This is a genomic window from Streptomyces radicis (assembly GCF_003626575.1).
In the GTDB taxonomy this organism is placed as follows: Bacteria; Actinomycetota; Actinomycetes; order Streptomycetales; family Streptomycetaceae; genus Streptomyces; species Streptomyces radicis.
The window spans coordinates 50,126-76,418 of record NZ_RBDY01000006.1 but is presented as its reverse complement, the minus strand read 5'-3'; the positions used below and the strand labels follow the sequence as shown (position 1 = coordinate 76,418).

28 protein-coding genes, 1 pseudogene and 1 riboswitch are annotated in these 26,293 nt (G+C 72.7%); of the genes and pseudogenes, 18 read left to right on the top strand and 11 right to left on the bottom strand.

Annotation, left to right across the window (positions count from 1 at the left end; all coding sequences use genetic code 11):
* Positions 1–78: 78 nt before the first annotated feature.
* The 4 genes and pseudogenes from D7318_RS11075 (at position 79) to D7318_RS11060 (ending at position 4,299) form a co-directional block, all read left to right on the top strand.
* Positions 79–990, top strand: a complete 912-nt coding sequence (locus D7318_RS11075) for an ABC transporter ATP-binding protein (protein ID WP_120696917.1) — start codon at positions 79–81, stop codon at positions 988–990.
* Entirely contained in the window at positions 987–1,730 is a 744-nt protein-coding gene (locus tag D7318_RS11070) for an ABC transporter (protein ID WP_120696760.1), read from the top strand. Before D7318_RS11075 ends, D7318_RS11070 begins: the two co-directional genes overlap by 4 nt.
* A 75-nt stretch (positions 1,731–1,805) precedes the next feature.
* A pseudogene (locus D7318_RS11065) lies at positions 1,806–2,569 on the top strand (MerR family transcriptional regulator).
* Between the two features lie 119 nt (positions 2,570–2,688).
* Entirely contained in the window at positions 2,689–4,299 is a 1,611-nt protein-coding gene (locus D7318_RS11060; RefSeq protein ID WP_120696759.1) for a threonine/serine exporter family protein, read from the top strand.
* Between the two features lie 99 nt (positions 4,300–4,398).
* Here the strand turns inward: D7318_RS11060 and D7318_RS11055 are convergent, their stop codons facing one another.
* Both D7318_RS11055 and D7318_RS11050 read right to left on the bottom strand, forming a co-directional pair.
* Positions 4,399–4,713: a DMT family transporter gene (locus D7318_RS11055; protein ID WP_120696758.1), complete on the bottom strand. Its 315-nt coding sequence runs from the start codon at positions 4,711–4,713 to the stop codon at positions 4,399–4,401.
* A gap of 10 nt (positions 4,714–4,723) precedes the next feature.
* Positions 4,724–4,787, bottom strand: a riboswitch (guanidine-III (ykkC-III) riboswitch).
* A 19-nt stretch (positions 4,788–4,806) separates the two neighbouring features.
* The gene (locus tag D7318_RS11050) at positions 4,807–5,301 is read right to left on the bottom strand and encodes an inorganic diphosphatase (protein WP_120696757.1); all 495 of its coding nucleotides are present in this window, start codon (positions 5,299–5,301) and stop codon (positions 4,807–4,809) included.
* A 108-nt stretch (positions 5,302–5,409) separates the two neighbouring features.
* On the opposite strand from D7318_RS11050, the gene dacB reads away from it, so the two are divergent.
* The 6 genes from dacB to folE all read left to right on the top strand — a co-directional run bounded on the left by dacB (position 5,410) and on the right by folE (position 12,883).
* On the top strand, positions 5,410–6,807 hold the full coding sequence (gene dacB, locus D7318_RS11045) for a D-alanyl-D-alanine carboxypeptidase/D-alanyl-D-alanine endopeptidase (RefSeq protein ID WP_120696756.1): 1,398 nt from the start codon (positions 5,410–5,412) through the stop codon (positions 6,805–6,807).
* A gap of 113 nt (positions 6,808–6,920) precedes the next feature.
* A complete protein-coding gene (locus tag D7318_RS11040) occupies positions 6,921–8,117 on the top strand; it encodes a zinc-dependent metalloprotease (protein WP_120696755.1) in 1,197 nt (398 codons plus the stop codon).
* A 178-nt stretch (positions 8,118–8,295) separates the two neighbouring features.
* Positions 8,296–9,345, top strand: a complete 1,050-nt coding sequence (tilS, locus tag D7318_RS11035; RefSeq protein ID WP_120696754.1) for a tRNA lysidine(34) synthetase TilS — start codon at positions 8,296–8,298, stop codon at positions 9,343–9,345.
* A 34-nt stretch (positions 9,346–9,379) separates the two neighbouring features.
* Complete coding sequence (gene hpt / locus D7318_RS11030) at positions 9,380–9,934, top strand: hypoxanthine phosphoribosyltransferase (RefSeq protein ID WP_120696753.1); 555 nt, start codon at positions 9,380–9,382, stop codon at positions 9,932–9,934.
* A 215-nt stretch (positions 9,935–10,149) separates the two neighbouring features.
* Positions 10,150–12,153, top strand: coding sequence for an ATP-dependent zinc metalloprotease FtsH (gene ftsH / locus D7318_RS11025; RefSeq protein ID WP_120696916.1), 2,004 nt, complete (start codon positions 10,150–10,152; stop codon positions 12,151–12,153).
* A gap of 112 nt (positions 12,154–12,265) precedes the next feature.
* On the top strand, positions 12,266–12,883 hold the full coding sequence (folE, locus tag D7318_RS11020; protein ID WP_120696752.1) for a GTP cyclohydrolase I FolE: 618 nt from the start codon (positions 12,266–12,268) through the stop codon (positions 12,881–12,883).
* Here the strand turns inward: folE and D7318_RS11015 are convergent.
* The 4 genes from D7318_RS11015 to D7318_RS11000 all read right to left on the bottom strand — a co-directional run bounded on the left by D7318_RS11015 (position 12,867) and on the right by D7318_RS11000 (position 16,279).
* Positions 12,867–13,682: a hypothetical protein gene (locus tag D7318_RS11015; RefSeq protein ID WP_147437658.1), complete on the bottom strand. Its 816-nt coding sequence runs from the start codon at positions 13,680–13,682 to the stop codon at positions 12,867–12,869. The two genes, folE and D7318_RS11015, sit on opposite strands and share 17 nt — an antisense overlap.
* Positions 13,683–13,796: 114 nt before the next feature.
* Positions 13,797–14,771 (bottom strand): ABC transporter substrate-binding protein, encoded by a 975-nt coding sequence (locus D7318_RS11010; RefSeq protein ID WP_230423637.1) that lies wholly within the window; start codon positions 14,769–14,771, stop codon positions 13,797–13,799.
* Between the two features lie 40 nt (positions 14,772–14,811).
* On the bottom strand, positions 14,812–15,540 hold the full coding sequence (locus D7318_RS11005; RefSeq protein ID WP_120696750.1) for an ABC transporter permease: 729 nt from the start codon (positions 15,538–15,540) through the stop codon (positions 14,812–14,814).
* A gap of 1 nt (position 15,541) precedes the next feature.
* Positions 15,542–16,279 (bottom strand): ABC transporter permease, encoded by a 738-nt coding sequence (locus tag D7318_RS11000; RefSeq protein ID WP_120696749.1) that lies wholly within the window; start codon positions 16,277–16,279, stop codon positions 15,542–15,544.
* A 53-nt stretch (positions 16,280–16,332) separates the two neighbouring features.
* Between D7318_RS11000 and D7318_RS10995 the strand changes: the two genes are divergently transcribed.
* On the top strand, positions 16,333–17,508 hold the full coding sequence (locus tag D7318_RS10995; RefSeq protein WP_120696748.1) for an ABC transporter ATP-binding protein: 1,176 nt from the start codon (positions 16,333–16,335) through the stop codon (positions 17,506–17,508).
* A gap of 45 nt (positions 17,509–17,553) precedes the next feature.
* Here the strand turns inward: D7318_RS10995 and D7318_RS10990 are convergent, their stop codons facing one another.
* The 3 genes from D7318_RS10990 to folB are packed head-to-tail and all read right to left on the bottom strand — an operon-like array spanning position 17,554 to position 19,109.
* Positions 17,554–18,057 carry a DUF3180 domain-containing protein gene (locus D7318_RS10990; protein ID WP_113685595.1) on the bottom strand — a complete coding sequence of 168 codons (504 nt, stop codon included), beginning with the start codon at positions 18,055–18,057 and terminating at the stop codon, positions 17,554–17,556.
* 60 nt (positions 18,058–18,117) lie between these two features.
* Positions 18,118–18,753: a 2-amino-4-hydroxy-6-hydroxymethyldihydropteridine diphosphokinase gene (gene folK, locus D7318_RS10985; protein WP_408055471.1), complete on the bottom strand. Its 636-nt coding sequence runs from the start codon at positions 18,751–18,753 to the stop codon at positions 18,118–18,120.
* Positions 18,750–19,109 (bottom strand): dihydroneopterin aldolase, encoded by a 360-nt coding sequence (gene folB / locus D7318_RS10980; RefSeq protein WP_120696746.1) that lies wholly within the window; start codon positions 19,107–19,109, stop codon positions 18,750–18,752. The genes folK and folB overlap by 4 nt, the downstream gene beginning before the upstream one ends.
* Positions 19,110–19,281: 172 nt before the next feature.
* On the opposite strand from folB, the gene folP reads away from it, so the two are divergent.
* From folP to D7318_RS10945, 7 genes are all read left to right on the top strand, one after another.
* A complete protein-coding gene (gene folP, locus D7318_RS10975) occupies positions 19,282–20,151 on the top strand; it encodes a dihydropteroate synthase (protein ID WP_183091363.1) in 870 nt (289 codons plus the stop codon).
* The gene (locus tag D7318_RS10970) at positions 20,148–20,690 is read left to right on the top strand and encodes a nuclear transport factor 2 family protein (protein ID WP_120696745.1); all 543 of its coding nucleotides are present in this window, start codon (positions 20,148–20,150) and stop codon (positions 20,688–20,690) included. Before folP ends, D7318_RS10970 begins: the two co-directional genes overlap by 4 nt.
* 95 nt (positions 20,691–20,785) lie before the next feature.
* The gene (locus D7318_RS10965) at positions 20,786–21,490 is read left to right on the top strand and encodes a hypothetical protein (RefSeq protein WP_120696744.1); all 705 of its coding nucleotides are present in this window, start codon (positions 20,786–20,788) and stop codon (positions 21,488–21,490) included.
* 40 nt (positions 21,491–21,530) lie between these two features.
* Positions 21,531–21,815: a hypothetical protein gene (locus tag D7318_RS10960; protein WP_120696743.1), complete on the top strand. Its 285-nt coding sequence runs from the start codon at positions 21,531–21,533 to the stop codon at positions 21,813–21,815.
* A gap of 2 nt (positions 21,816–21,817) precedes the next feature.
* Complete coding sequence (locus D7318_RS10955; RefSeq protein WP_120696742.1) at positions 21,818–23,272, top strand: AAA family ATPase; 1,455 nt, start codon at positions 21,818–21,820, stop codon at positions 23,270–23,272.
* Between the two features lie 50 nt (positions 23,273–23,322).
* Positions 23,323–23,934, top strand: a complete 612-nt coding sequence (locus D7318_RS10950) for a hypothetical protein (RefSeq protein ID WP_120696741.1) — start codon at positions 23,323–23,325, stop codon at positions 23,932–23,934.
* Positions 23,931–24,281, top strand: a complete 351-nt coding sequence (locus tag D7318_RS10945) for a hypothetical protein (protein ID WP_120696740.1) — start codon at positions 23,931–23,933, stop codon at positions 24,279–24,281. The genes D7318_RS10950 and D7318_RS10945 overlap by 4 nt, the downstream gene beginning before the upstream one ends.
* Positions 24,282–24,320: 39 nt before the next feature.
* On the opposite strand, the gene D7318_RS10940 is transcribed toward D7318_RS10945, so the two are convergent.
* Together D7318_RS10940 and D7318_RS10935 are read right to left on the bottom strand one after the other, a co-directional pair.
* Positions 24,321–25,688: a PH domain-containing protein gene (locus D7318_RS10940; RefSeq protein ID WP_120696739.1), complete on the bottom strand. Its 1,368-nt coding sequence runs from the start codon at positions 25,686–25,688 to the stop codon at positions 24,321–24,323.
* A complete protein-coding gene (locus D7318_RS10935) occupies positions 25,685–26,107 on the bottom strand; it encodes a PH domain-containing protein (RefSeq protein WP_329604572.1) in 423 nt (140 codons plus the stop codon). Before D7318_RS10935 ends, D7318_RS10940 begins: the two co-directional genes overlap by 4 nt.
* Positions 26,108–26,293 lie beyond the last annotated feature (186 nt).

The window sequence follows — 26,293 nt, the reverse complement described above, 5'->3', positions numbered from 1 at the left end:
CGGAACTGACGAAAGTAAGGTCTTTCCCTGCCGATCGACCAGATGTGGACCGCCCCCGCGATCCCTAGCGTGGGACCCGTGATTGTTCTGGATGGCCTCACCAAGAGGTATGGGGAGAAAGCGGCGGTGGCCGATCTCACCCTGGAAATCGAGCCGGGCAGGGTGACGGGATTCCTCGGGCCCAATGGCGCGGGGAAATCCACGACGATGCGCCTGATCACCGGCCTCGACGCCCCCACATCGGGCAGCGCGCTGATCGGCGGGCGACCCTATGCCGCGTTGCGCCACCCCCTCAGGGAGGTGGGCGCGCTGCTCGAGGCCCGCTCCGCCCACCCGGGCCGGACGGCCAGGAGCCACCTGCTCGGCATCGCGCGCAGCGACGGCATCCCCGCCCGCCGGGTCGACGCGGTCCTGGAGCTGGTGGGCCTGACATCGGTGGCGCGCAAGCGCGTCGGCTCCTTCTCGCTGGGCATGCGGCAGCGACTCGGCATCGCCGCCGCCCTGCTCGGGGACCCTGGCGTGCTGCTCCTTGACGAGCCGGTGAACGGGCTCGACCCTGACGGCGTCCGCTGGATCCGCGAGCTGATCCGCTCGCTGGCCGCCGAGGGCCGCACGGTCCTGCTCTCCAGCCATCTGATGAGCGAGATGCAGGACACCGCCGATCACCTGGTGGTCATCGGCCGCGGGCGGCTGATAGCCGACGCGCCCATCGGCGAGGTCCTGGGCGGCAGTTCACGCAACGCCGTCCTGGTCCGCTCCCCCAAGGCGAGCGAGCTGAGGGAGCGGTTGACCCACGCGGGAATGACCGTGGAATCCCCGGGCGAGGGCGAAATCCTCGTGACGGGCGGATCGCTCGACGACATAGGCGAGTTGGCATTTCGCCATGGCGTCCCCCTGTATGAGCTGAGCGCCCGGAGGGCCACCCTCGAGCAGGCGTACATGGAGTTGACGGCGGCCAGCGTCGAATACGGCGAAAGAGAGGCGAAATGAAAGGCGTACTCGCCTTCGAGTGGACCAAGCTGTGGAGCCTGCGGAGCACGCCGTGGAGTCTGGTGGCCACCATGGCGTTGACCGTGCTGGGCTCGGCCGTCGTCGGGGGATCCGCCACGGCCAGCGCGGAGAACGGCATATCCACCTTCGACGCCGCCCCCGACGCCGTCGCGGAGGCCGTCCTGCTGGCCCAGCTCACCCTGGTCGCGCTGGCCGCCCTCGCCATCACCGGCGAGTACTCCAGCGGATCCATCAGCTCCACGCTGCACAGCGTGCCCATCCGCGGGAGGATGCTCGCGGGCAAGGCGCTGGTGCTCGGGGCCGTCATAGGCGGCGCCGGGCTGCTCCTGAGCGCGGTCGGCACGGCCACCGCCGCGCCGCTGATGGGGGAGCTCGGCGCGTTCACCGCGGGCGAGGCCGTGGCCGCGGCCCTGGGCACCGCCGGGTATGTGGCGGCCCTGGCCATGATCGCCCTGGGCCTGGGTACCGTGCTGCGCGGGGCGGCGGGGACCATCACCTCTCTGGTGCTCCTGCTCATCCCGATGCCCCAGTTGATGAAGCTCAGCGATATGGAGTGGCTGGACCGAGCCGCGGATCTGCTGCCGTCGGTGGCGGGCTCGGTGCTGATGACCGGCGACGCGGACCCCTATGGGCCTCCGGCGGCCTCGGCCGTGCTGCTGGTCTGGTCCCTGGCGGCCCTCGTCGGGGGATATGGGGCGCTGCGGAGCCGCGACGCCTGACGCATCCGGCTCCACGACTTGCTCCTCACGCCACGTGAGGGACGACGGTGGTGATCGGACAGCGAGGAGACGGACGTGAGCCATGCGGTCGGCCGGGTCGCCGATGTCGCCGGGGTGACGGTGCGTGCCCTGCACCACTACGACGAGATCGGGCTGCTGGTGCCCAGCGAGCGCACGCACGCGGGCCACCGGCGGTACACGGACGCCGACCTCGACCGGCTTCAGCAGATCCTCTTCTACCGGGAGCTCGGCTTCCCCCTGGAGGAGATCGCCGTGCTGCTGGACGACCCGACGCGGATCCCCAGGAGCACCTGCGGCGCCAGCACGGGCTGCTGACGGCCCGCGTCGAGAAGCTGCGCGGCATGGCCGCGGCCGTCGAACGAGCCATGGAGGCACGGAGATTGGGCATCAACCTCACCCCGGAGGAGAAGTTCGAGGTGTTCGGGGACTTCGACCCCGACGAGCACGCGGAGGAGGCCGAGCGGCGCTGGGGAGGGACCGAGGCGTTCGCCGAGTCCCAGCGCAGGACGGCGCGTTACGGAAAGGAGGACCGGGAGCGGATCAAGGCGGCGGCCGAGGACCTCAACCGGCGCTGGGTCGCCGCGATGGAGTCCGGCGCGGCGCCCGGCTCGCCCGCCGCGATGGACCTGGCCGAGGAGCATCGCCGCCAGATCTGCGGCTTCTCCTACGACTGCCCCTACGAGGTCCATGTCGGTATCGCGGAGCTGTTCGTCTCCGACGAGCGCTATCGGGCGGGCGTCGAAGGAGGACGGCCTGGGCTGGCCGCCTATCTCCGCGAGGCCGTCCTGGCCAATGCCGCGCGGCAGACCGGGCGGTGACCAGTCTCACGGCTGCGGGGCACCAACGTTTTGGGGGAGATAAGGAGGATCATCCTATCCTCGCAAAGGGGCCATAGGGCTGATGGCCCTGGACGTCCTGAGCGAGGAGCGCATCACACGTGGCCGGCGAGATCACACGGCCGGGCGGTCAGGAGCCGACGGATCAGGAGACCACCTCGGGGTTCGCCGTTCCCCGAGGGCTGGAGCTTCCCTCGTCCGACCCCGACCACCCGACCTCCGAGTTCGCGATACCCGAGGGCCTGACCGTCGCCCCCCGCACCGAGCCACACAACGAGTTCACCCCGGCTCAGGGCATCCCGGCGGTCGCCTGGGCCAAGACGGCACCCTGGCAGGACCGCATGCGCAGCATGGTCCGGCTGCCGCTGGCCGAGCGGCCCGCGCCCGAGCGGGTCGCGCGCGGCGGGGACGACGAGACCGCCCCCGCCGTGCCCAGGGTGCTCGACCTCACGCTCCGCATCGGCGAGCTGCTGCTCGCCGGGGGCGAGGGGGCCGAGGACGTGGAGGCGGCCATGTTCGGCGTCACCCACGCCTACGGCCTGGACCGGTGCGAGGCGACGGTCACGTTCACGCTGATCTCGATCACCCACCAGCCGTCGCTGGTGGACCCGCCGGTCTCGCTCAGCCGGACGGTCCGCCGCCGCGGCACCGACTACACGCGGCTGGCCTCGGTGTTCCAGCTGGTGGACGACATCTCCTCCGGCGAGGTCACGCTGGAGGAGGCGTACGGGCGGCTGGCGACCATCCGGCGGAACCGGCACCCGTTCACCAAGTGGCAGCTGACCGTTGCCGCCGGGCTGCTCGCCGGCGCGGCCAGCACGCTGGTCGGCGGCGGCTGGCAGGTGTTCCTGCTCGCCGCCCTCGGCGCCATGGCCGGCGACCGCCTGGCCTGGCTGGCGGCGAGCAGGGCGCTGCCGGAGTTCTACCAGTTCGTGGTCGCGGCGATGCCACCGGCCGCGGTCGGGGTGGCCTGGGCCGCGCTCCACTCCTCCGGCGGCGAGGAGGTGCAGGCCGCCGCGATGATCACCGGTGGGCTGTTCGCGCTGATCCCGGGGCGGGCCCTGGTCGCCGGGGTCCAGGACGGCCTCACCGGCTACTACCTGACCGCCTCGGCCCGCCTCCTCGAGGTGGTCTACCTCAGCGTCGGCATCGTCTGCGGGGTCCTCGGCGTCCTCTACATCGGCGAGACGTCCGGCGTGCGGCTCGACCCCGACGTGGTCGACCGCGCCGTCCGCCCAGGGATCCAGCTGGCCGCGGCCCTGCTGCTCTCCCTGACGTTCTGCGTCCTGCTCCAGCAGGCGAGGAACACCGTTCTCCCCGCCACGGTCAACGGCGGGATCGCCTGGCTCATCTACGGGGCGATGCACGACACGGCGGGGCTGTCGCCGTTCGCGGCGACGGCGGTGGGCGCGGGGATGGTGGGACTGTTCGGGCAGCTCCAGTCGCGTTACCGGTTCACGTCGTCGCTGCCGTATGTCACCGCCGCCATCGGCCCGTTGCTCCCCGGCAGCGCGGTCTACCTCGGCCTGCTCGGCTTCGCCCAGGGCGATGTCAACACCGGCCTCGAGAACCTCCTGAGCGCCATCACCCTCGCCCTGGCCATCGCCGTCGGGGTCAATCTCGGCAGCGAGACCGCGCGGCTGTTCATCAAGACCCCGGGGCTCACCACCCCGATAGGCCGCCGCGGCGCCAAGCGCACCCGAGGCTTCTGACGAGCCGACACAGGGGTGCGCCCGGCGCCGCGGCCGCCGACAGTCGTCCGCCGCCGACAGTCGTCCGCCGCGGACAGCCGTTGGCCCGCGGCCGCCCGCTCAGTGGGCGAGCTTCAGCCCGATCACGCACCCCACGATGCCCGCGAGCAGCAGCACCCGGAGCGGCGTGACCGACTCACCGCCGAACGCCATGCCGTACGCCGCCGTGAGCACCGCGCCGATGCCGACCCAGACGGCATAGCCGGTGCCCACCGGCAGGGTGCGCAGCGCATAGCCGAGCCCCGACATGCTCAGCACGAGACCGACGACGAAGACGGCGGTCGGCACCGGGCGGCTCAGCCCGTCCGACCTCCCGAGCGCCGTCGCCCACACCGCCTCAAGCACGCCGGAGACCACAAGAACGACCCAGGCCATCACACAGCTCCTCGCGCCGTCTTGTCATGGCTGGGTACGGCGCACCTCGTCCAGGAGCCTGTGGAGCTCTCCCCTCAGGCTGTCACACCGGGGTCAGTGGTGCTCGCCCGCGTCCGCCGCCCGCTTGAACGACGCCTCGATCTCGAGCTCCGCCTCGGTGCGCCCCACCCAGTTGGCGCCCTCGACCGACTTCCCGGGCTCGAGGTCCTTGTAGACCTCGAAGAAGTGCTGGATCTCCAGCCGGTCGAACTCGCTGACGTGGTGGATGTCCCGCAGGTGCTCCATCCGCGGGTCCGACGCCGGGACGCACAGCAGCTTGTCGTCGCCGCCCGCCTCGTCGCGCATCCGGAACATACCGATCGCCCGGCACTGGATGAGGCATCCGGGGAACGTCGGCTCGTCCAGAAGCACCAGCGCGTCCAGCGGATCTCCGTCCTCGCCCAGCGTGCCGTCCACGAACCCGTAGTCCGCGGGGTACACAGTCGAGGTGAAGAGGTGGCGGTCCAGTCGGATCCGCCCCGTCTTGTGATCCACCTCGTACTTGTTCCGCGAACCCTTCGGGATCTCGATGGTGACGTCGAACTCCACGGGGGACACTCCTTAGCCGTTCTGTGCACGCGACAGGTGGTTAAGTGTCCCTCACGCGGGTGTCCTCATGCGAAAGGGGCTGGTCCGGCAGTGCGCAGGGCAGCGGAGATGCTTCGACGGCACCGGGCGACCTGGCGGCTGGCCGTCGGCTCGGCCGCCGTCGGACTGGTCGTCGCGGCGGGGGCCGTGGCCCTCTCGGGCCCCTGGGACGCCGGGCAGCGCACGGCGGAACGGGACCACGCGGCCACCGAAGCCCTCCGTGACGGAGCCGACACCGAAGGCATCGCCAGCACTGTAGCGGCGGCCGCCCCCGTCCTCGCACCACTGGACGGCAGGGCCCCCGAGGCCACCCCCGCCGCCGTCGAACGCGCGATCGGCCGCCTCCTGGACAACGCCGCCCTCGGCGACGGCGCCGCGGGCGCGGTGGTCGACATCTCCACCGGCGACACCCTGTACCGCGAGAACGCGCGCTCCCCCCGCACCCCGGCCTCCACGATCAAGGTGCTCACCTCCGTCGCCGCGCTCAACGCCCTTGGCGCGGACCACCGGTTGGCCACCAGCGCGGTGTGGGACCCCGAGGAGCGGCGCGTCCACCTGGTCGGCGGCGGCGACACCACCCTCACCGACGACGACCTCGCCCGCCTGGCCCGCCGCACCGCCGACGCGCTGGCCGAACGCGACGTCGACCGGGTCCGCATCGCGTACGACATCTCCCTCTACCCCCGCGAACAACATCACCCGATCGGGTCAGGCAACACCAACATCGCGACCATCACCCCCCTCCAGCTCAACGCGGGCCGCCTCGACGACAGCTCGTCGGGCCCCGCCCCCCGCTCCGACGAGCCCGCCGCCGACGCCGCCCGCACCTTCGCCGGGCACCTGCGCGCCGCGGGCGTCGAGGTCACCGGCGCGACCGACACCGGCCGCGCCGCCCCCGAGGGCGCCGACGAGCTGGCCGTCCACCGCTCCGCGCCGCTCTCGAGCCTGGTCGAGCGGATGCTGACGCACAGTGACAACGACCTGGCCGAGGCCCTCGCCCGCGCCACCGCCGTGGCCGCTGGCCACCCGGCCGACTTCCGCGGCGTCGACCGCGCCCTCACCGGCGAGTTGGAGAAGCTGGACCTGCCGCTGAGCAACGTCCGCATCGCCGACGCCAGCGGCCTCGACCGGGACGACCGCGTCACCGCCGCCGTTCTCACCCAGGCCCTCGCCGCGGCCGCCGACCCCGAACGGCCCGAGCTGCGCGCCGCCCTGACGGGCCTGCCGGTCGCCGGCTTCACCGGCACGCTCCAGACGCGTTACGACGCCGCGGGCGGCGGCGCGGGCCTCGTCCGCGCCAAGACCGGCACGCTCACCGGGGTCAACACCCTCGCCGGGACCGCGGTCACCGGCGACGGGCGGGTGCTGGCGTTCGCGTTCCTCGCCTCGGACACGGACAACGGCGAGGAGGCCGAGGCCGCCCTGGACGCGGCGGCCTCCGCGCTGGCCACCTGCGGCTGCCACTGACCCGAGGCGACCCGACCCGACGCGACGCGTCGCGGACGCCGCGCGGGGCGGGGCGGCGCGGGGCCCGCCTGTGCCCTATCCGCTTTGCTCGCGGGACACGTACCGTTGACAACATGACGAGCTTCGGCGGTACGGACCTGGTCGACTGGAATCTCGCGGTCGCCACCGCGACCCGGATCACGCGCCCCGGGCCCGAGGTGAGCCGGGACGAGGCGCGCGCGATCGTCGCCGAGCTGCGTCGGCACGCCGCCGCCGCGGAGGAGCACGTCCGCGGCTACACCGGGCTCGACGCGGGCGACGTGGACACCCCCGTGCTCGTGGTGGACCGGCCCGGCTGGGTGCGGGCGAACGTCGCGGGGTTCCGCGAGGTGCTCCAGCCGCTGATGGCCCGCATGCGCGAGCGGCGCTCGGCCATGCCGGGCGGCTCGGCGCTGACGATGGTGGGCAGCAAGGTCACCGGCGTCGAGGTGGGGATGCTGCTGTCGTTCCTGTCGTCGCGGGTGCTCGGCCAGTACGAGACGTTCGCGCCCCCGACGCCCCAGCTGCCCGGCGGCGAGGGCCCTGGCGCGGGCCGCCTGCTGCTCGTCGCCCCGAACATCGTGCACGTCGAGCGCGAGCTCGACGTCCACCCGCACGACTTCCGCCTCTGGGTCTGCCTCCACGAGGAGACGCACCGCACGCAGTTCACGGCAGTGCCCTGGCTGCGGGACCACCTGGAGAGCGAGATCCAGGCGTTCCTCGGCGAGGCCGACGTGGACCCGGCGACCCTGGTCGAACGCGTTCGGCAGGCGTTCCAGTCGGTCACCGGGCAGCGGGGCGGCGACGAGGGGGAGAAGGCCGCGAAGGAGGCCGCGGAGGCCGAGGCGGAGGCCGAGGCCGTGAAGGAGAGCGTCAGGGAGCCCGGCGGGGGCGGTGGGCTCGGCATCGTCGACCTCGTGCAGACGCCTCGCCAGCGCGAGATCCTCGAACGGCTCACCGCCGTGATGTCCCTGCTCGAGGGCCACGCCGACTATGTGATGGACGGCGTCGGCCCCGCGGTGGTGCCCACGGTCGCGGAGATCCGCGAGAAGTTCACCCGAAGGAGGCAGACCGGGGCAGGGCGCCTCGACCGGGCGCTGCGCCGCCTCCTCGGGATGGACGCCAAGCTCCGCCAGTACCGTGACGGCGAGCGGTTCGTGCGCACGGCCGTGGAGAACGTCGGCATGAGCGGCTTCAACCGCGTGTGGACCTCGCCCAACACCCTGCCGACCAAGGAGGAGATCAGCCACCCGGAGCAGTGGGTGGCGCGTATGCGGCCGGGCGCCGCCTAGTCCGGTCCACCCGCGGGCGGCGGCGGTTGCGAAATTGCCCCGGAATCACTCGTACGAGGGACCGTGGCGGCATGCCTGGCGTGCGATGCTCGGGTAACAGACCTCCTCTGTCACCATTTACGCACTCAGCGTGACAGCGCTTCCGAGCCTGAGCTCCCCAGAAAGAAGTGATTCGGACATGGGTCCCCACCCCGCGGTCGCTGCGATACGCCTGGCGGTCCGCCGCGTTCTGCACGAAGTCCTCCTCGACGCACGCCCCGAGGTGGCCCCCCTGGTCATCGCCGCCTGCTCCGGCGGCGCCGACTCCATGGCGCTCGCCTCCGCCCTCGCCTTCGAGGCCCCGCGCGTGGGCGTCAGGGCCGGTGCCGTCACCGTCGACCACGGCCTCCAGGCGGGCTCGGGCGCCAGGGCGCGGGAGGTCGCCGAGCGGCTGGCCTCGCTGGGCCTCGACCCCGTGGACGCCGTGGCGGTCGAGGTCGGCAGGGGCGGCGGCCCCGAGGCCGCGGCCCGCACCGCGCGGTACGCCGCGCTCGACGCCGTCGCCGAGCGGTATCGGGCCACCGCGGTCCTCCTCGGCCACACCCGCGACGACCAGGCCGAGACGGTGCTGCTCGGCCTCGCGCGCGGCTCCGGCACCCGTTCCCTCGCCGGGATGGCCGCCGTCTCCCTCGGCCCATCGGGCGCCAAGGGCCCAGGGGCGAACGGCTCGGGCGATCCCGCGCACCGGTACCGGCGCCCGTTCCTCGCCATCGACCGCCAGACCACCCGCAAGGCGTGCCTGGTCCAGTCCCTGCCCGTGTGGGACGACCCGCACAACGCCGACCCCTCGTTCACCCGCTCCCGCGTGCGGCACGAGGCCCTTCCCGTCCTCGAGAAGGCGCTCGGCCGTGGCGTGGTGGAGGCGCTGGCGCGCACCGCGCGGCTCTCCAGGGACGACGCCGACGCCCTCGACGCCTGGGCCCTCGAGGCGCAGCGCGCCGCCACCCGCCCTGACGGCACGCTGGAGATCGCCGCCCTGCGCACCCTTCCGCCCGCGGTCAGGCGCCGGGTGCTGCGCCGGGCCGCGATCGCGGCGGGCTCCCCGGCGGGCTCCCTCTTCGCCCGCCACATCGAGGAGACCGACCGCCTGATCACCGCCTGGCGGGGCCAGCGCCCGCTCAATCTGCCGGGCCGGGTCGAGGCGAGGAGGCAGGGTGGCAGACTTGTGCTCCAGCAGGCCAATCAGTAGGCCGCGCGTAGGCCAGTAGGAAGCAGTGGCACGGGTGCGAGAGACGGACCTGGGGGCCGACCTGGAGTCGGTGCTCATCACCAAGGAAGAGATCGACGCCAAGCTCCGGGAGCTGGCCGCGAAGATCGACGCGGAGTACGCCGGGAAGGACCTCCTGCTGGTGGGGGTCCTCAAGGGGGCGGTGATGGTGATGGCCGATCTCGCCCGCGCCCTGTCGTCCCCGGTCACGATGGACTGGATGGCGGTGTCCTCGTACGGGGCGGGCACCCAGTCCTCGGGCGTGGTCCGCATCCTCAAGGACCTGGACACCGACATCCAGGACCGCCACGTGCTGATCGTCGAGGACATCATCGACTCGGGGCTCACCCTCTCGTGGCTGCTGTCCAACCTCGGCTCGCGGGAGCCCGCGTCGCTGCGGATCTGTACGTTGCTGCGCAAGCCGGACGCGGCCAAGGTCGACATCGACGTGGAGTGGGTCGGCTTCGACATCCCCAGCGAGTTCGTGGTGGGCTACGGGCTCGACTACGCGGAGAAGTACCGCAATCTGCCGTTTGTCGGCACGCTCGCCCCCCACGTGTACAGCGGATAGCCGGGAACTGCGGGCGATGCCCTACCGTTGAGTTGGGGAGACGCGAAGGCTCCCCATGCCCAGCGGTGCTGGGTGGCAGTGCCGGGGTACCGTCGCGGTAGGTCAGCTGAGACAGGCCGGGCGCACTTCGGCCGACACCGCGCGCACAGCGGATCCCATCCGGGGGCTGTGCCTCTATGTGGCAGGAGGGACGGGGCCCGCGCCGCCCCGTATGGATAGACGTGAAGCGTTATTTCCGTGGGCCAGTGATGTGGATCGTGCTGGTCGTCCTCGCCGTGATTCTGCTGATGCAGGTGTTCAGCTCGTCCGAGGGCTTCAAGAAGGTGGACACCGGCAAGGTCGTCCAGGCGATCAGCCAGAACCATGTCAGGTCGGCCGAGCTCACCACCGGTGACGAGCAGACGGTCAGGATCGAGCTCGAGAACGGTCAGGAGATCGAGGGCAGCGACAAGGTCCAGGCCAACTACATCGACGGCCAGGGCGAGCTGCTGGCCCGTGACCTCCAGTCGAAGTTCCAGGACGGCCAGATCCCCGACGGGTACACCGTCACGCCCAAGTCGCAGAACCCGTTCGTCGGGATGCTGCTGTCCATCCTGCCGTTCCTGCTGATCATCATCGTGTTCCTCTTCCTGATGAACCAGATGCAGGGCGGCGGCTCCCGCGTGATGAACTTCGGGAAGTCCAAGGCGAAGCTCATCAGCAAGGACACCCCCAAGACCACGTTCGCCGACGTGGCCGGGTCCGACGAGGCCGTCGAGGAGCTCCAGGAGATCAAGGAGTTCCTCCAGGAGCCCGCGAAGTTCCAGGCCGTCGGCGCCAAGATCCCCAAGGGCGTGCTGCTCTACGGCCCCCCCGGCACCGGCAAGACGCTGCTGGCCCGCGCGGTCGCGGGCGAGGCGGGCGTTCCGTTCTACTCGATCTCGGGCTCCGACTTCGTCGAGATGTTCGTGGGCGTGGGCGCCTCCCGCGTCCGTGACCTGTTCGAGCAGGCGAAGGCGAACGCGCCCGCGATCGTCTTCGTGGACGAGATCGACGCGGTCGGCCGCCACCGCGGCGCCGGCATGGGCGGCGGGCACGACGAGCGCGAGCAGACGCTGAACCAACTGCTGGTCGAGATGGACGGCTTCGACGTCAAGGGCGGCGTGATCCTGATCGCCGCGACGAACCGCCCCGACATCCTCGACCCGGCGCTGCTGCGCCCCGGCCGCTTCGACCGGCAGATCGCCGTGGACCGGCCCGACATGCAGGGGCGTCTCGAGATCCTCAAGGTGCACCAGCGCGGCAAGCCCGTCGCGCCCGACGTGGACCTGTCGGCGGTCGCCCGCCGCACGCCGGGCTTCACGGGCGCCGACCTCAACAACGTGCTGAACGAGGCCGCCCTCCTCGCCGCGCGCGGGAACGCCAAGCTCATCGACAACAAGTTCCTCGACGAGGCGATCGACCGCGTGGTGGCGGGTCCGCAGAAGCGCACGCGGATCATGAGCCAGAAGGAGAAGATGATCACCGCGTACCACGAGGGCGGGCACGCCCTCGTCGCGGCGGCGTCGCCCAACAGCGACCCCGTGCACAAGGTGACGATCCTCTCCCGCGGCCGGGCGCTCGGCTACACGATGGTGCTGCCCGAGGAGGACAAGTACTCCACGACGCGGAACGAGATGCTCGACCGGCTCGCCTACATGATGGGCGGCCGCGCGGCGGAGGAGCTGGTCTTCCACGACCCGACCACCGGCGCGGGTGACGACATCGAGAAGGCGACGACCACCGCGCGGGCCATGGTCACGCAGTACGGCATGACCGAGCGGCTCGGGGCCATCAAGTTCGGCCAGGACAGCTCCGAGCCCTTCCTCGGCAAGGAGATGGGCCATCAGCGCGACTACTCCGAGGAGGTCGCCGGGCTGGTGGACGAAGAGGTCAAGAAGCTGATCGAGACGGCGCACAACGAGGCGTGGGAGATCCTCGTCGAGAACCGCGACGTGCTCGACAACCTCGTGCTCTCGCTGCTGGAGAAGGAGACGCTGAACAAGGAGGACCTGGCCGAGGTGTTCGCCCCGGTCATCAAGCGTCCCCCGCGGCCCGCGTGGACCGGCTCCGCCCGGCGCACGCCATCGACCCGGCCGCCGGTCACCTTCCCGACCAAGGAGATCAACCTCGCGAACGGCTCCCTGGAGAAGGGCACGCCCCCGCTCGAGTCGGCGGAGGACCGCCCCTCCGAGAGCTGATCCCGGCCACGGCTGACCGGAATGCCCTCCGCGCCCCTCGCGTTCTATCGTGAGGGGCGCGGCCGTGCGTACGAGAACGGGGCGGATGCCGCCACAAGGAACGAGGAAGCACATGACCGACCCGGTGACGCCGAGGGGCGAGCAGTCCCGGCAGGGCCCGATCGGCGAGTTCGACGAGAAGCGCGCTGAGGACGCCATACGGGAGCTGCTCATCGCGGTCGGCGAGGATCCGGACCGCGAGGGCCTGCGGGACACCCCCGCGCGGGTCGCGCGCGCCTACCGGGAGATCTTCGCCGGGCTGTGGCAGCGCCCCGAGGACGTGCTGACCACGACGTTCGACCTGGGCCATGACGAGATGGTGCTGGTCAAGGACATCGAGGTGCTGTCGACGTGTGAGCACCACCTCGTGCCGTTCGTGGGGCACGCGCACATCGGGTACATCCCGTCGAGCAGCGGGAAGATCACCGGCCTGTCCAAGCTGGCGCGGCTTGTGGACGTGTTCGCGCGGCGGCCTCAGGTGCAGGAGCGGCTGACGACGCAGATCGCCGACTCGATGATGCGGATCCTGGAGCCGCGCGGCGTGATCGTCGTGGTGGAGTGCGAGCACATGTGCATGACCATGCGGGGCGTGCGGAAGCCGGGCGCCAAGACCACCACCTCGGCGGTGCGCGGGCAGCTGAGGGACGCCGCCACGCGCGCCGAGGCGATGAGCCTCATCCTCGCCCGCTAGCCTCCCGCGTCCCCTGCGACGTGGGCGGGCGCGAGCCACCGCCGGTGCCCGTGCCGAAGAAGTCGAACCCTCCTGGCCTCTGGGGCGGCGGCGAGACCTGCGGCCGCTGCCGCGGGGAGCCCTCCCTCGACGGCTTGTCGAGCGGCGCGAGCCGCGGCGCGGGCTCCTTGGCCCGCCGCGGTGCGCCGCCGCGCGCCTCGGGTGCTTCCTTCGCTTCCGCCGCACCGGCCGCCTCGCGCCGCTCCGGCTCCAACGCCTCGCGCTGGCGTGCGGCGTTGCGCGCGAGCCGGGTGAACGCCTCGTGCGCCTGCCGGTAGGTCAGCGGGGTGGGCGCGCCCCCGGCGGTGCGGTGGTCGGTGGCCTGGGCGGGCAGCGCCTTGGCGGCCCTGCCCGCCTCGAGCGCGAGGCGGCGGCTGCCCTCGAGTGCCTTGGCGCGCTCGCTCTCGGCGGTGGCGTAACGCCGCAGGAGGTCGGCGTGCTCGGACCTGAGCCGACCGAGGTCGACGCGCTTGTCGCGGATCTTGTCCTCGAGGGACGCGACCAGCTCCTGCGCCTCTTCGAGCTCGGCCTGCCGCTCCTCGATCTGCCAGCTCATCCCGGCCTTGGCGGCCCGCTCGCGGGCGACCTGTCGGCCTGCCTCCAGGTCCCAGCGGCGCAGCAGCAGCGCGAGCGCGACCGCGCACCCGGCCGCCGCGGCGACGAGGACGCGCAGCACTATGGCTTCGTCCCCGTCGCCCAGCAGCCATGAGCCGGCGGCGCAGCCCAGCGCCAACCCGCCAAGCGCACCCGGAATCAGCACCCGATGCAGTGCTGAGGATCGGTGACGTCCACGTGCCATGGGCGAAACTTACCGTGACGCCGCGTGCGGGCGGGAGGGTGCCCTGAGGGTTGTTCCCTGGGAGTTATGTAGGGCTCAGCCGTCGATGAGCCCCTGCTCCACGAGGTAGTCCCGCGCGACCTCGTCGGCCTTGCGGCGCTCGGAGTCGACCTGCCTGTTCAGCTCGGTGAGGTCCTCGGTGGTGAGGGTCTCGGTCAGGCGGCCGAGGGCCTCGGCGATCTCGGGGTCGTCCGCCGACTCGGTGTTGAGGACGGGCAGGAGGTTGTCCGCGAGCTGGAGCCGCTGGTCGTCCTCGAGGAGCACCAGGTCGAAGTCCTCGAGGGTGGCGTCCGTCGTGGTGACCAGGGCCAGGTCGTCGTCGCCGTCGGCCACGGCCTGCTTGGACTGGACGGTGCCGACGCCCAGCGGGTCGAGGGCCTCGATCTCGATGCCGTAGGTGTCCTCGAGGCCCGGTTGGCAGAACGGCCGTTCGGGGCAGTCCTCGCCCGCGGCCAGGCGGACGGGCAGCCCGCTCTCGCCCAGGTCGGACAGCGTCTCGAGGCCGTGCTCGGCGGCGAAGTCGGCGCGGACGGCGAAGGCGTTCTGGTCGACGGCCTCGCCCGCGTCCAGGACGGTCAGGCCCCTCGGCTCGGCGAGCTCGCGCAGCGCGGCGAGGGTCTCGTCGATGTCCGATGTGGCGACGGGCTCGGCCTCGGGGCCGTTGACCTGGGCGTTCAGATATTCGGTCAGGGTGGCGGCGTACTCGGGGACGACGTCGATCGCGCCGCTCTCCAGCTCGGGCGCGTACAGCTCGCGCCCGTCGGTGCTGGTGATGGTGGTGTCGTACCCGGCGTCGGCGAGGATCTGCGCGTAGAGCTCGGTCATGATCGTGGCCTCGGTGAAGTTGGCGCCACCGATGGTGAGCGAGCCGCCGCCCTGCTCCTCGCCGTCGCCACCGCCGCCCTCCTCCTCGAGGCTGTCGCCGCCGCAGGCGGTCAGGGACAGCGCCAGGGCGGTGGCGGCGCCGATGGCGAGCAGCACGGTCCTGCTGCGGGGGGTTCTCGCGGTCACGGGAGTCTCCGTTGATGGATGAAGGGGATGGGACGTGCGTTCAGGGGGCGGTCCGCGCCGGAACGGCGGTGGCGGGCGCGGCGGCGAGGGCCCGGCGCCGGTGGTGGCCGGGGTCGAACAGCCGCTGGGCCAACGCGAGCACGCCCTCGACGAGCAGCGCGAGCACGGCCACGACCACGGCCCCCGCGACCACCTGGGCGGTGTCGTACGTGGCGAACCCCGCGGTGATGATGCGCCCGAGGCCGCCGCCCGCGGCCAGCGCGGCGAGCGTGGCGGTGGCGACGACCTGGACGGCCGCGGTGCGGACGCCGGTCATGATCAGCGGGAACGCCAGGGGCACCTCGACGCGCGCCAGCAGCTGCCGGCGCGACATGCCCATGCCCCTGGCGGCCTCGACGACGTCCTTGTCGGCCTCGGACAGGCCCACATACGCGTTGGTCAGCAGGGGCGGGACGGCGAACAGGACGAGCGCGACGATCGTCGGCAGGTCGCCGTGGTCGCCGAGCGGGCCCAGGCTCAGCAGGACGAGGACCGCGAAGGTGGGGACGGCGCGGCCCGCGTTCGAGATGTTGATCGCCAGGGCGCCGCCGAAGCGGCGGCCGCCGCCGTGGCCCAGCCACATCGCGAGCGGCAGCGCGATCGCGCAGGCGAGCGCGAGGCACACACCGGTGAGATAGAGGTGCTCGGAGAGACGGGCCCACACGCCGCCGTCGCCCGACCAGTGCTCCGCCGTGGTCAGCCAGGTCCAGGTGTCGGGGAGAACGCCCATGTCAGACCACCGTCCCCGGCGCGTCCATGACGGAGTCCCTCGGGATCCCCGCCGTCCTTCGTCGTCCGGCGCGTCGGCCCGCCCTGGTCCACGGGGTGAGCAGCCGCTGCGCGCCCAGGAGCAGCACGTCGGCGGCGATGGCGAGCAGCACGCACAGCACCGACGCGGTGAGCACCTGCGCCTTGAAGTAGCTGTCCATGCCGGTGTAGATCAGGTTCCCCAGGCCGCCGTGGTCCACGATCGCGCCGACCGTGGTGAGCGAGACGGCGGAGACCGTGGCGATCCGCACGCCCGCCATGAGCGAGGGCAGCGCGAGCGGCAGCTCCACGCCGAACAGCAGCCGCGCGCACCCGTATCCCATGCCGCGCGCCGCCTCGCGGGCCTCGTCGGGGACCGAGTCGAGGCCGGTCATGATGTTGCGCACGAGGATGGTCAGCGAGTAGAGGACCAGGCCGCAGACCACGACCGACACCGAGATCCCGAAGACCGGGAGCAGCAGCGCGTACATGGCGAGCGAGGGAACGGTGTAGAGCACGGTCGTCAGGCTGAGGATCGGCCCCGCGGCAAGGCGCCAGCGGCGGGCGAGCAGCGCCAGGGGGAACGCGACCAGCAGCGCCAGGGCTATCGCGACCAGCGTGATCGTCACATGCTCGACGGTGGCGTCGGTCAGCTCCTCGGATCGCGTCCGCAGGTACTCCCCGCAGATCCACTCGTTCCGCGTCAGGCAGCTCTCCGCCATAACCGCACTCATGTTCCCCCACCCTAGACCCCGTATCTGTCAGAATCATGAACATGTTGCGGTTCGAGCACGTCTCCAAGCGCTACCCCGACGGCACGATGGCCGTGGACGACCTCGACCTCGAGGTCGCCGCGGGTGAGTTGGTCACGCTGGTCGGTCCTTCCGGCTGTGGCAAGACCACCACGATGCGCATGGTGAACCGCCTTGAGGAGCCCACCGAGGGCCGCGTGCTCCTTGACGGCAGGGACGTCGCCGACCAGGACCCCGTCACGCTGCGCCGCCGCATCGGCTATGTCATCCAGCAGGTGGGCCTCTTCCCCCACAAGACCGTGCTCGACAACACCGCGACCGTTCTCACGCTGCTCGGCAGGCGGCGTTCCGAGGCGCGGAGGCGGGCGGCCGAGCTGCTCGACCTGGTGGGCCTCGACCCGGCCGTCTTCGGCGGGCGCTACCCCGACCAGCTCTCCGGCGGCCAGCGGCAGCGCGTCGGCGTGGCCAGGGCGCTCGCGGCCGATCCGCCGGTGCTGCTGATGGACGAGCCGTTCGGCGCGGTGGACCCGGTGGTGCGCGAGCGGCTCCAGAGTGAGTTCCTGCGGCTCCAGGCCGAGGTGCGCAAGACCGTGCTGTTCGTCACGCACGACATCGAGGAGGCGGTCCGCCTCGGCGACCGCATCGCGGTGTACGGGCAGGGCAGGATCGAGCAGTTCGACTCGCCCGCGGCGGTGCTCGGCGCGCCGGCCAACGACTACGTGGCCTCGTTCGTCGGCAGCGACCGCGGGCTCAAGCGGCTCTCGGTCACGCCCGTGGAGAAGGGCGACCTGGAGCAGCCCCCGGTCGTGCACCTCGCCGACCCGATGCCGGTCGCGGTGCGCAGGATGCGCGCGGAGGGGGCGCGTTGGGCCGTGGTCCTCGACGAGAACGACCTCCTGCACGGCTGGGTGCCGATCCCGGCTGACGACGGGCGGGGCGGCGACGAGGGCGACGGGCCCGTGTCGGCGCGGGCCCGGCGGATGGAGGCGTGGCTGCCGCTCGGCGCGTCGCTCAAGCAGGCGTTCAGCACGATGCTCCAGTACGACGCGGGCTGGATCGCGGTGCTCGACGGCGACGACCGCTTCCTCGGCGTGCTGACCCCGGCGAGCCTGCACGAGGCGCTGCGCCGCTCGATCGACGCGGACGCGCAGGACATCGCGCGCGCCGAGGTCGCCCTGGAGAGCGTCACGGGCGCCTGAACGCCCGGGCCCGGGAACACGCCCGGGCGCGGGAACGCCCTCGGCTCAGGCGGCCGAGCGCATCGGGCCGTTGCCGCCCTCGCCGTTGTCGTCGCCCTCGGGGAGGCGGCAGACGCGTTCGAGGAAGAGCGCGGCGGCGACCACCGCGATGCCCGCGAGCACGGCGAGCCCGGCGTAGATGGCCTGGTCACGGCGGTTGGGGACATCGAGCCGCTCCATCACGAGGAACAGCCCGAAGCCGCCGTAGCACCCCGCGACCAGCGCGGAGACCAGCGCGCTCGCCTGCCCGAACACCACGGCGCGCGCCGCCATCAACCGGTCCACGGGGCGCGCGCCGGGGCGCCGCTCCCGCCACGCCCGCAGGCGCGAGCGCAGCGAGAGGGCGGTGGCGAAGAGGACGGCGGCGATCAGCCCGAGGATGACGGGGGAGAAGAGGGGCACGGCGGGCGGGGTGTTGCCGAAGGACTCCCAGAGCCCGGCCCCCGCCCAGCACAGCCCCATGGCCGCGGCGAACAGCCCGGCCAGGGTCCCGATCCGCAATTGGTTCACCGCTCTACGCGCCCCTCGTCGTGAAGTTCATCCTGTGCCCCGCCCGTTCGGCCGGACCGGTCAGTCCGGCACGACGAGCGTGAGATCCCCGCGGTGCGTCACGCCCTGGTCGGCAAGACCCGGCAGCAGCTCCGCCACGGGCCCCCGGCCCGGCACCTCGGCACCCGGCTCGACATCGTGCCACGGGACCAGGACGAAGGCCCGTTCGTGGGCCCGGGGATGCGGCAGGGTGAGCGCCGGGTCGTCGGAGACCACACCCTGGTAGCTGACGATGTCGATGTCCAGCGTGCGCGGGCCCCAGCGGGTGTCCCGCACGCGGGCGAACGCCTCCTCGATCGCGTGCGAGCGCTCGAGCAGGGAGGCCGGGGGCAGCGTGGTCCTGATGACGACGACGGCGTTGAAGTAGGCGGCCTGGGTGCCGGGCTCGACGCCCCACGGCTCGGTCTCGTAGACGGGGGAGACGGCCTTGACGCGCAGCCCAGGGGTGTCGGCGAAGGCGTCGATGGCGCCCTGGAGGTTCTCCAGCCGGTTGCCGAGGTTGCTGCCGAGGGAGAGGACGGCGTACTTGGGGTTGTGCAGGGTGGTGTCGGCGGCATCGACCTGGTGGACGACGGAGGCGGGCACCGGCTGCACGGTCGGGTCGGGGGCGGACGCCCCGTCGGGCGGGGGCGTGCTCGGGGACATGCTCGGGGTCATGCTCGGCTCCGCTTGATGGTGAGGGTGACGTCGTCGAAGGGGACGGCGATCGGCGCCCGCGGCTTGTGCACGGTCACCTCGGCCTCGCGCACCGCTTCGTGCGCCAGGCACCGGTCGGCGATCCGCTGGGCCAACGTCTCCAGCAGGTCGCACGGCGGGCCGGTCACGGTGTCGGTGACCTCCTGGGCCACCACGCCGTAGTCCACCGTCCTCGCGAGGTCGTCGGAGGCGGCCGCGGCCCTGGTGTCGACGCCGAGGACGACATCGACGACGAAGGGCTGTCCCTCGGCGCGTTCCCGGGGGAGGACGCCGTGGAAGCCCGTGGCGCGCAGGCCGAGCAGGGTGATGCGGTCCATGGCGGGGAACTCCCCTCGGTCGGGTGGCCGACGGCGCGTGCCAGCACGGTATCGGCGTGGGTAATCGAATCTACCTGCGAGCCTCGGGCGCCCTTCTCAGCGCCTCAGGACGGTCCTGTGTTCCCGCCGCGAGCGAGGTCGGGTGGCGGGATCCAGCCCCTACCCTGGTGCCATGAGCATCTCGCACGGCCGTGTGGCGGGCCTGCCCCGGTGGGACCGCTGCGCGGTCATGGGCGTGGTCAATGTCACACCGGACTCGTTCTCCGACGGCGGCCGCTGGTTCGACGCCGAGTCCGCGGTCAAGCGCGGCATGGACCTGGTGGCCCAGGGCGCCGACCTGGTCGACGTCGGCGGGGAGTCCACGCGGCCGGGCGCGACGCGGGTGGACGAGGCCGAGGAGCTGCGCCGGGTGCTCCCCGTGGTGCGGGAGCTGGCCGCTGGCGGCGTGGTGGTCAGCGTCGACACGATGCGGGCCTCGGTCGCCGAGCGGTCGGTCGAGGCGGGCGCGCTCCTGGTCAACGACGTGAGTGGCGGCCGTGCCGACGCGCGGATGGTGCCGGTGGTGGCCGCGGCGGGGGTGCCGTTCGTCGTGATGCACTGGCGCGGCCAGAGCGTGGACATGAACGACCGGGCGGTCTACGGGGACGTGGTGACCGAGGTGGTGGCCGAGCTGCGGGAGAGCCTTGACCGGGCGGTGGCGGGCGGCATCGCGGCCGACCGGCTCATCGCGGATCCGGGTCTCGGCTTCGCCAAGCGGGCCGAGCACGACCTGGCGCTCGTGGCCGCCGCCGCGCGGCTGCGCGCCGAGCTCGGCCGCCCGCTGCTGATCGCCGCCTCCCGCAAGCGTTTCCTCGGCCGGGTGCTCTCGGGCCCGGGCGGCACGCCGCCGCCCGCGCGTGAGCGCGACGCGGCGACCGCCGCCGTCACGGTGCTTGCCGCGCGGGCGGGGGCGTGGGCGGTGCGGGTGCACGAGGTGGCGGCGAGCGCGGACGCGGTGCGCGTGGTGCGGGCCGTGGCCGGCGCGGACGGGGAGGCCGCGTGAGCGGGGGCGCGAGCACGGACGTCGAGGCGGTCACGGCCGCGAACACCGCGTTGTACGACGCCCTCGAGCGCGGCGACCTCGACGCGCTGTCCGACACGTGGCTGGAAGCGGACGTCAGCGTGGTCCACCCGGGCTGGCCGGTCATCAGCGGGCGCGGCGAGGTGATCAGGTCGTACGCCCTGATCATGGCGAACACCGACTACATCCAGTTCTTCCTCACCGACGTCGAGGTCTCGGTGCTCGGCGACACCGCGCTGGTGACCTGCACCGAGAACATCCTCAGCGGCGGCCCGGCCGAAGAGGACGGCTCGGCGGGCCCGTTGGTGGGCGGCCTCGTCGTCGCGACGAACGTCTTCAGGCGCGACGGGCGGGGCGCGTGGAAGGTGTGGAGCCACCATGGCTCACCCGTGCTCATCGACCGCGACGACGACGAGGACGACGCCGAGGGCGGCGGCGGGGCCGGGAACGGGGCCGGGAACGAGGGCGCGGACGGGACCGGCGAGAGCGGCGACGGCGGGGGCGTCACGGAAATCGGCTGAGGCGTTCACCTCGCCTTCATTGCCCCCTTCCTGAGTGGCCGGATACGGTACTTTGACGCATCGGATGGCAGTCCGACGATGTCCAGTGTGCTGATGTGAACGGGGAGTTCCGCGTGACGGTGGCGGATGAGCGGCGGGCGGGGATCGGGGACGCCGTCGAGGGCGCGGAGGAGCGGGAAGAGCCGGCCGAGCCGGAAAAGCCCGGCCCGCCCAGGGGTTACCGGATGACCACGCCGACCGACTGGTTCCGGATACCCCTGCGCGACGGCGAGAAGCGCGGCAAGGCGCTCCGGGCCCTGCTGGACATCACCTACCCGAATCGCGACGAATTCGCGCTCAAGCGACGCGAATTGCTCGATCTGATGACGAGCGTGACCGAGAGCAGCGCCCGGCGCGACGGCGTCGAGCTCTATGTCTCCACCCAGGCGGCGCTCGGCGTGCCGATCCCCGCGAGCCTGCTGGTGACCGCCGAGCCCGAGGACCCGGCCCAGCCGCGGCAGATTCCCGCGGTGATGGTGGCCGACGGCATCAGGGACGCCTACGGCAAGGACGCCGAGGTCTCGGTGGTGCGGCTGCCCTCGGGCAACGCGGTGCGCTGCCGACGGCTCGAAACCAGCGACGATTCCAGGGAACTCGGAGTGCCGAAAGAGCGTCCGAGCACGTTGTTGGAGTTCTATCTGCCCGTCCCCCACTCGACCGCGTGGCTGCTGCTGACGTTCAGCGCGCCCCTCATCGAGCTGGCCGACGCGCAGATACAACTGTTCGATGCCGTCGCCTCCTCGTTCCACTGGTCGAGGTAGCGCGGGCCGGTCATCCGGCCACTAGTCGAAAGGGGTGGGAATGTCCGATCTGATCGTGACCATTGGCGAGGTCAGGGAGCTGAGCGACAAACTCCGCCTTGTCGCCACGGAGTTCGAGGGATCCGAGGACATCGCCTCGGACTACGCGGAGGAGGTCAGCCATGGCGATCTCGCGCACGAGCTCGAGCAGTTCGCGGAGAACTGGGCGGTGCACCGCGGCAAGCTGATGGACTCGCTCTCGACGTTCGTCGAGATGGCGAAGGCCGCGGCCGACGGGTACGACGGCGTCGAGCTCGAGCTGACCAACGCGCTCGAGGGGGACTGACGATGCGCCCTGCCGACTGGCATCCGCTGACCGAGGGTGAGGATCCGGTCCCCGGCGACTGGGAGATGGTCAGGGAGGCCGCCGCCCGCTACCGGCGCACCGCGGACGCCATCCAGCGCGCCAAGACCCTGCTCGGCGAGGTGACCAACGCCGAGAACGGCTGGCAGTCGCCCGCGGGTGAGGCGTTCCGCGAGAAGTCCACGGAGCTGTCCGAGGACATCTGGAAGGCGTACGGCCGCTACGACGCGGCCGCCAACGCCCTCGCCGACTACTGGCCGCACCTCCAGGACGCGCAGGAGGAGAGCCTCACCCTGCGCACCCAGGCCCAGGACGCGCAGGAGCGCGCCGACGCGGCCACCTCGCAGCTGGGCAACCTCGAGGACGCCGCCGACAACGACGACATGGAGGACGCGGACCGCGAGACCAACGAGCAGCAGCAGAACGACGCCCGCTCCGCCCAGGAGGGCGCGGAGGCCGAGCTGGCCCGGCTGCGCACCCGGCTGCGCACCCTCGTGGAGAACAAGGACACGGCGGCCCAGCGCGCGGCCGACGCGATCGGCGAGTTCATCGGCGGCGACGGGCTCACAGACGGCTTCTGGGACAGGGTCGGCGCGGCCCTGGTGGTGATCGGCGAGTGGGCCGGGAGAATCGCCGCCATCGCCGGGGTCCTGGCGCTGCTCGTCGGCTGGATACCCATCATCGGACAGGCGCTCGCGGGCATCCTCGGCACGATCGCCCTGGTGGCGACCGTGTTCTCGCTCATCGGCAACATCATCCAGGGCAAGTGGCTCAATGTCGCGCTCGACCTCATCGGCATCGTCACGTTCGGCCTCGGCCGGTCGCTCGGCGTCGCGGCCAGGGCCGCCGGTGGCGGCGCCCGCTTCCAGGCGTTCCGCAACGTCATGCGCATCTCGACGGCGGGCAACAGGACCGCGCGCAACGCGCACGCCGCCCGCGTCCTCGGCGACAGCGGCGGGGACCTGCTCGCGCTGTCGCGCGGCGGCCCCTCGGGCCTGATGGGCTGGGGCCGCGCCACGTTCCAGGGCATCGGCGACGACGTCGTGCGCGGCATCAGCACCGTGACCTCGCGGTCCAACTGGGGCCAGGCGTTCAGCCAGGCGGGCGGCGCCTTCCGCGGCGGCGGGCTCCAGGGCGGCATCCACCAGGCCCTCGGCGCCGCCGACTCGGCCGCCGACCTCGCGTCGCTGCGCCGCGCCACGGACCTCGGCGCCGACGTGGGCGGCCTCGGTACCGCGGGCGGCTTCCAGATGGCCAACAACGCGTTCGGCGCGGCCGCCGGCCAGTACGGACTGTGGGCGGTGGACGACGGCATCGCCACGCTCGGCGACTGGCCCTCGTACGCCGAGGGCGGCGGCGACCTGCCCGAGAGCTTCGTCCAGGAGCCCGTGGGGGCGGGCGAGTTCACGTACCAGCCGGCCGAGGCCGTCGCGCGCTGACCCGCGCCTCGCCGAGGGCGCCCGCGGAAGAGAGAGTGGGACAAGACGTCATGACCGAGTGGGTGGCCGCGTTCGAGCACCCCGAGGGCGGGTGGATCCCCCTCGACATGGAGTCCGTCAACGCCGCCGAGGAGGCCGCGCAGCGGATCGCTGACCGCGGCGGCGCGGAGAATCAGGAGTACGCCGAGCTGGTCTACCCGGAGCTGAAGGCCATCAGGGACGGGGCGTTGGAGCGCGGCGCCTCGCCCGTGATGGCCTTCGTCCCCGAGACCCCGTCGCCGACGCGGCCCCTCGTCGTGGTCACCGTCTTCGTCGCGCCCGTGGACGTGGGCGAGGAGCGCACCCTGGAGAACATCGCGCGGCTCGTGCGCCGACCGCGGGAGTTCAGGTACCGCGAGCCGCTGATCGACGAGGTCGAGCTGCCGGCGGGCCAGGCCCTCAGGGTGCACGAGCTGGTGGTCAACGAGGAGGGCGACGACGAACGCCGCGTGCTGATGGAGTACGTCACGCACTATGTGATCGTGCCGGACTACCCCAAGGGCGTGTTCGAGATGACCGTCACCTGGGCGAGCCCCGCGATCGGGCCCGAACTCGCCCAGACCGCCGACGAGATGGCGGCCAGCCTGACCGTCAGCCGCGAGCCGGGGGAAGGTGAGGGATGACCAGCCCTCAGCCGCGGTACGTTTTCGAGCAGGTGCAGATCGGCAAGGGGCTGCGGCCCCTGGCGCAGCACGGCTTCATCGTGATCGACGACCAGGGCGTGCTGAGCCTGCTCGGCACCGAGCGGCAGCCCATCGACAGCTCGCCGCTCGCGCGGATCGCCGCGTCCAAGATCCGTTTCACCGGCGGCAAGTCGGTGTCCCTGACGCTGGGCAACGGCAACAAGTACAACGTCTCGCCCGGCTGGGGCGCGCGGGGCGCGTTCGTGCTCCCCGGCGACACCGGCCAGGTCAGGACGGCCGCCGAGGCCCTCATCAAGCTGATCGCGGCCAGCGGCGGCAAGGCGTGAGCGGGGGCGGCAGGCAAGGCGTGAGCGGCGGAACGGCGTTCACCGGCCGCCGGTGAGCCAGCGCTCCGGGGCCGCGGTGCGGCGGCCGAGGCGTGAGCGGGTGGCCTGGGCCGCGACCTCGGAGGCCGCGTAGGCCGCGTCCTGGAGGCGGGCGGTCGCCGTTCCGTTGGCGCCGTGGTCCACATGGATGTCCGCGAGGCCGAGGCGCTGCGCCCACGGCCCGCGCGTCAGCCGCACGCTCTGCACCTTGGCGTGCGGCACCAGCGTGTGCTCGCGGCGCAGCCGCCCCCGGCGCGCGACGAAGACCGCGTCGGTCACGCCGTACCCGTACCCGCGGCGCCAGACGGGCACCGCCCAGCGGGCCCGGTCGGGGGCGGGGCGCACGGCGGCCATGGCCTTGTCGAGGTCCACGTCGGGCAGGATCCTGGCGATCAGCGCGGCGGCCACCGGGCGCGGGGCGACGGGGAGGAGCAGCCCGCCCTCGTTCCCCGCCCCGGCGACGGCGAGCTCCACGCGCACCCAGCCGCGCGGGCGCCACAGCAGGGGCTCGACCACGCGCACCGACTGCACGCGGCCTGGCGGGACGGTGGCGTGGTCGCGCTGGAGCAGGCCGTGGTCGAGGCGCAGCCCGTCGGGCGACTCGCTGACGGTCCAGCCGTACTGGGTGAGGAAGCTGCCGAGGCCGCCGCGCCAGATCGTGGCCAGCATCGGCACGAGCACCATGATCGCGGCGAAGACGCTCGAGGTCCCGACCCAGATCAACGGCGTCAGCACGACGCCCGTCAGCGTGACCCCCCACGAACTCCCCAGCAGCGCCAGCGCCTTGACCAGGGTGGCGGAGTCCACGGTGAACAGCGCGTTCGCCGGCGCCTCGCCCGCCGTCGGCGCCGCCTCGGGCGCGATCCCCGCGGCGCGGGCCAGCAGCTCGGCCCGCAGGTCGCGCGCCTCACGCTCGTCGAGGAACGCCAGCTCGTCGTCCGAGCCCGAGCCGACGACGTCCATCTTGAGCTTGGCCACGCCGAGCGCCCTGGCCACCAGCGGGCGCGTGATGTCGACGGCCTGGATGCGGTCGAGGCGCAGGTGCGCGGTGCGGCGGAAGACCAGGCCCGTGCGGATCCGCAGCTCGGTGTCCGTCACCAGGTAACGCGTGGCGCGCCACGAGAGCCAGCCGTAGCCCGCCGCGCACAGCACGACCGCGGCCAGCGCCGCGAGCAGCCAGCCGACGCCGAAGGACCCCGACCACGACCTGACGTTCTGCGCGTTCTGCACCCCGATCGCGAAGAGGCCGGCGAGCCACGCCCAGGCCCGCCGCCAGGGCGTGAGGGGGTGCAGGCGCTTGCCCCGCCCCTCGGGGAAGCCCTCCACGGGCCCCGAGGGGTCGGCCGTCCCCGCCGCCGTGCCGCTCACAGCCCCGCCGAGCGGGCCTCGCCCAGCTCCGTGAGCCGGTCCCGCAGCCGCTCCGCGTCCGGCGGGGTCAGCCCGGGGATCGTGGCGTCGGTGGCCGCGGCGGCGGTGTGCAGCTGGAGCCTGGCCAGGCCGAACTTGCGCTCGAACGGCCCCGACGTGACCTCGACGAGCTGCATCCGCCCGTAGGGCACGACGGTCAGCTGCCGCCACAGCACGCCCCTGCTGATCAGCAGGTCGTCGTCGCGCTCGCGGTAGCGCCACGAGCGCCAGTTCCGGCCGAGGGCGCGCCAGCCCCACAGCCCGAGCGCCAGCGGCACGAGCCCGAGCGCCGCGAGCGCGCCCGCGCCGAGCAGCGGCGGGAGCAGCGCGCCCGCCAGCACGAGCGGGGTCAGCCAGAGCGCGAGCAGCAGCCTGCGCATCCGCAGCAGGCCCGGCTGGACCGGGCGCCAGTGCTCGCCTGTCACGTCGACCACCTCGGCCACCTCGGACCCCCCGTCCGGTCGCGGTCCCTCAGCCACCGTGTCCATGCCTTGAAGCTTACGAGGATGCTCACCGGATCCACCCGGCGCGGGAAGGCGTTCGGGGTGACAGACTGGCGCGGAGCC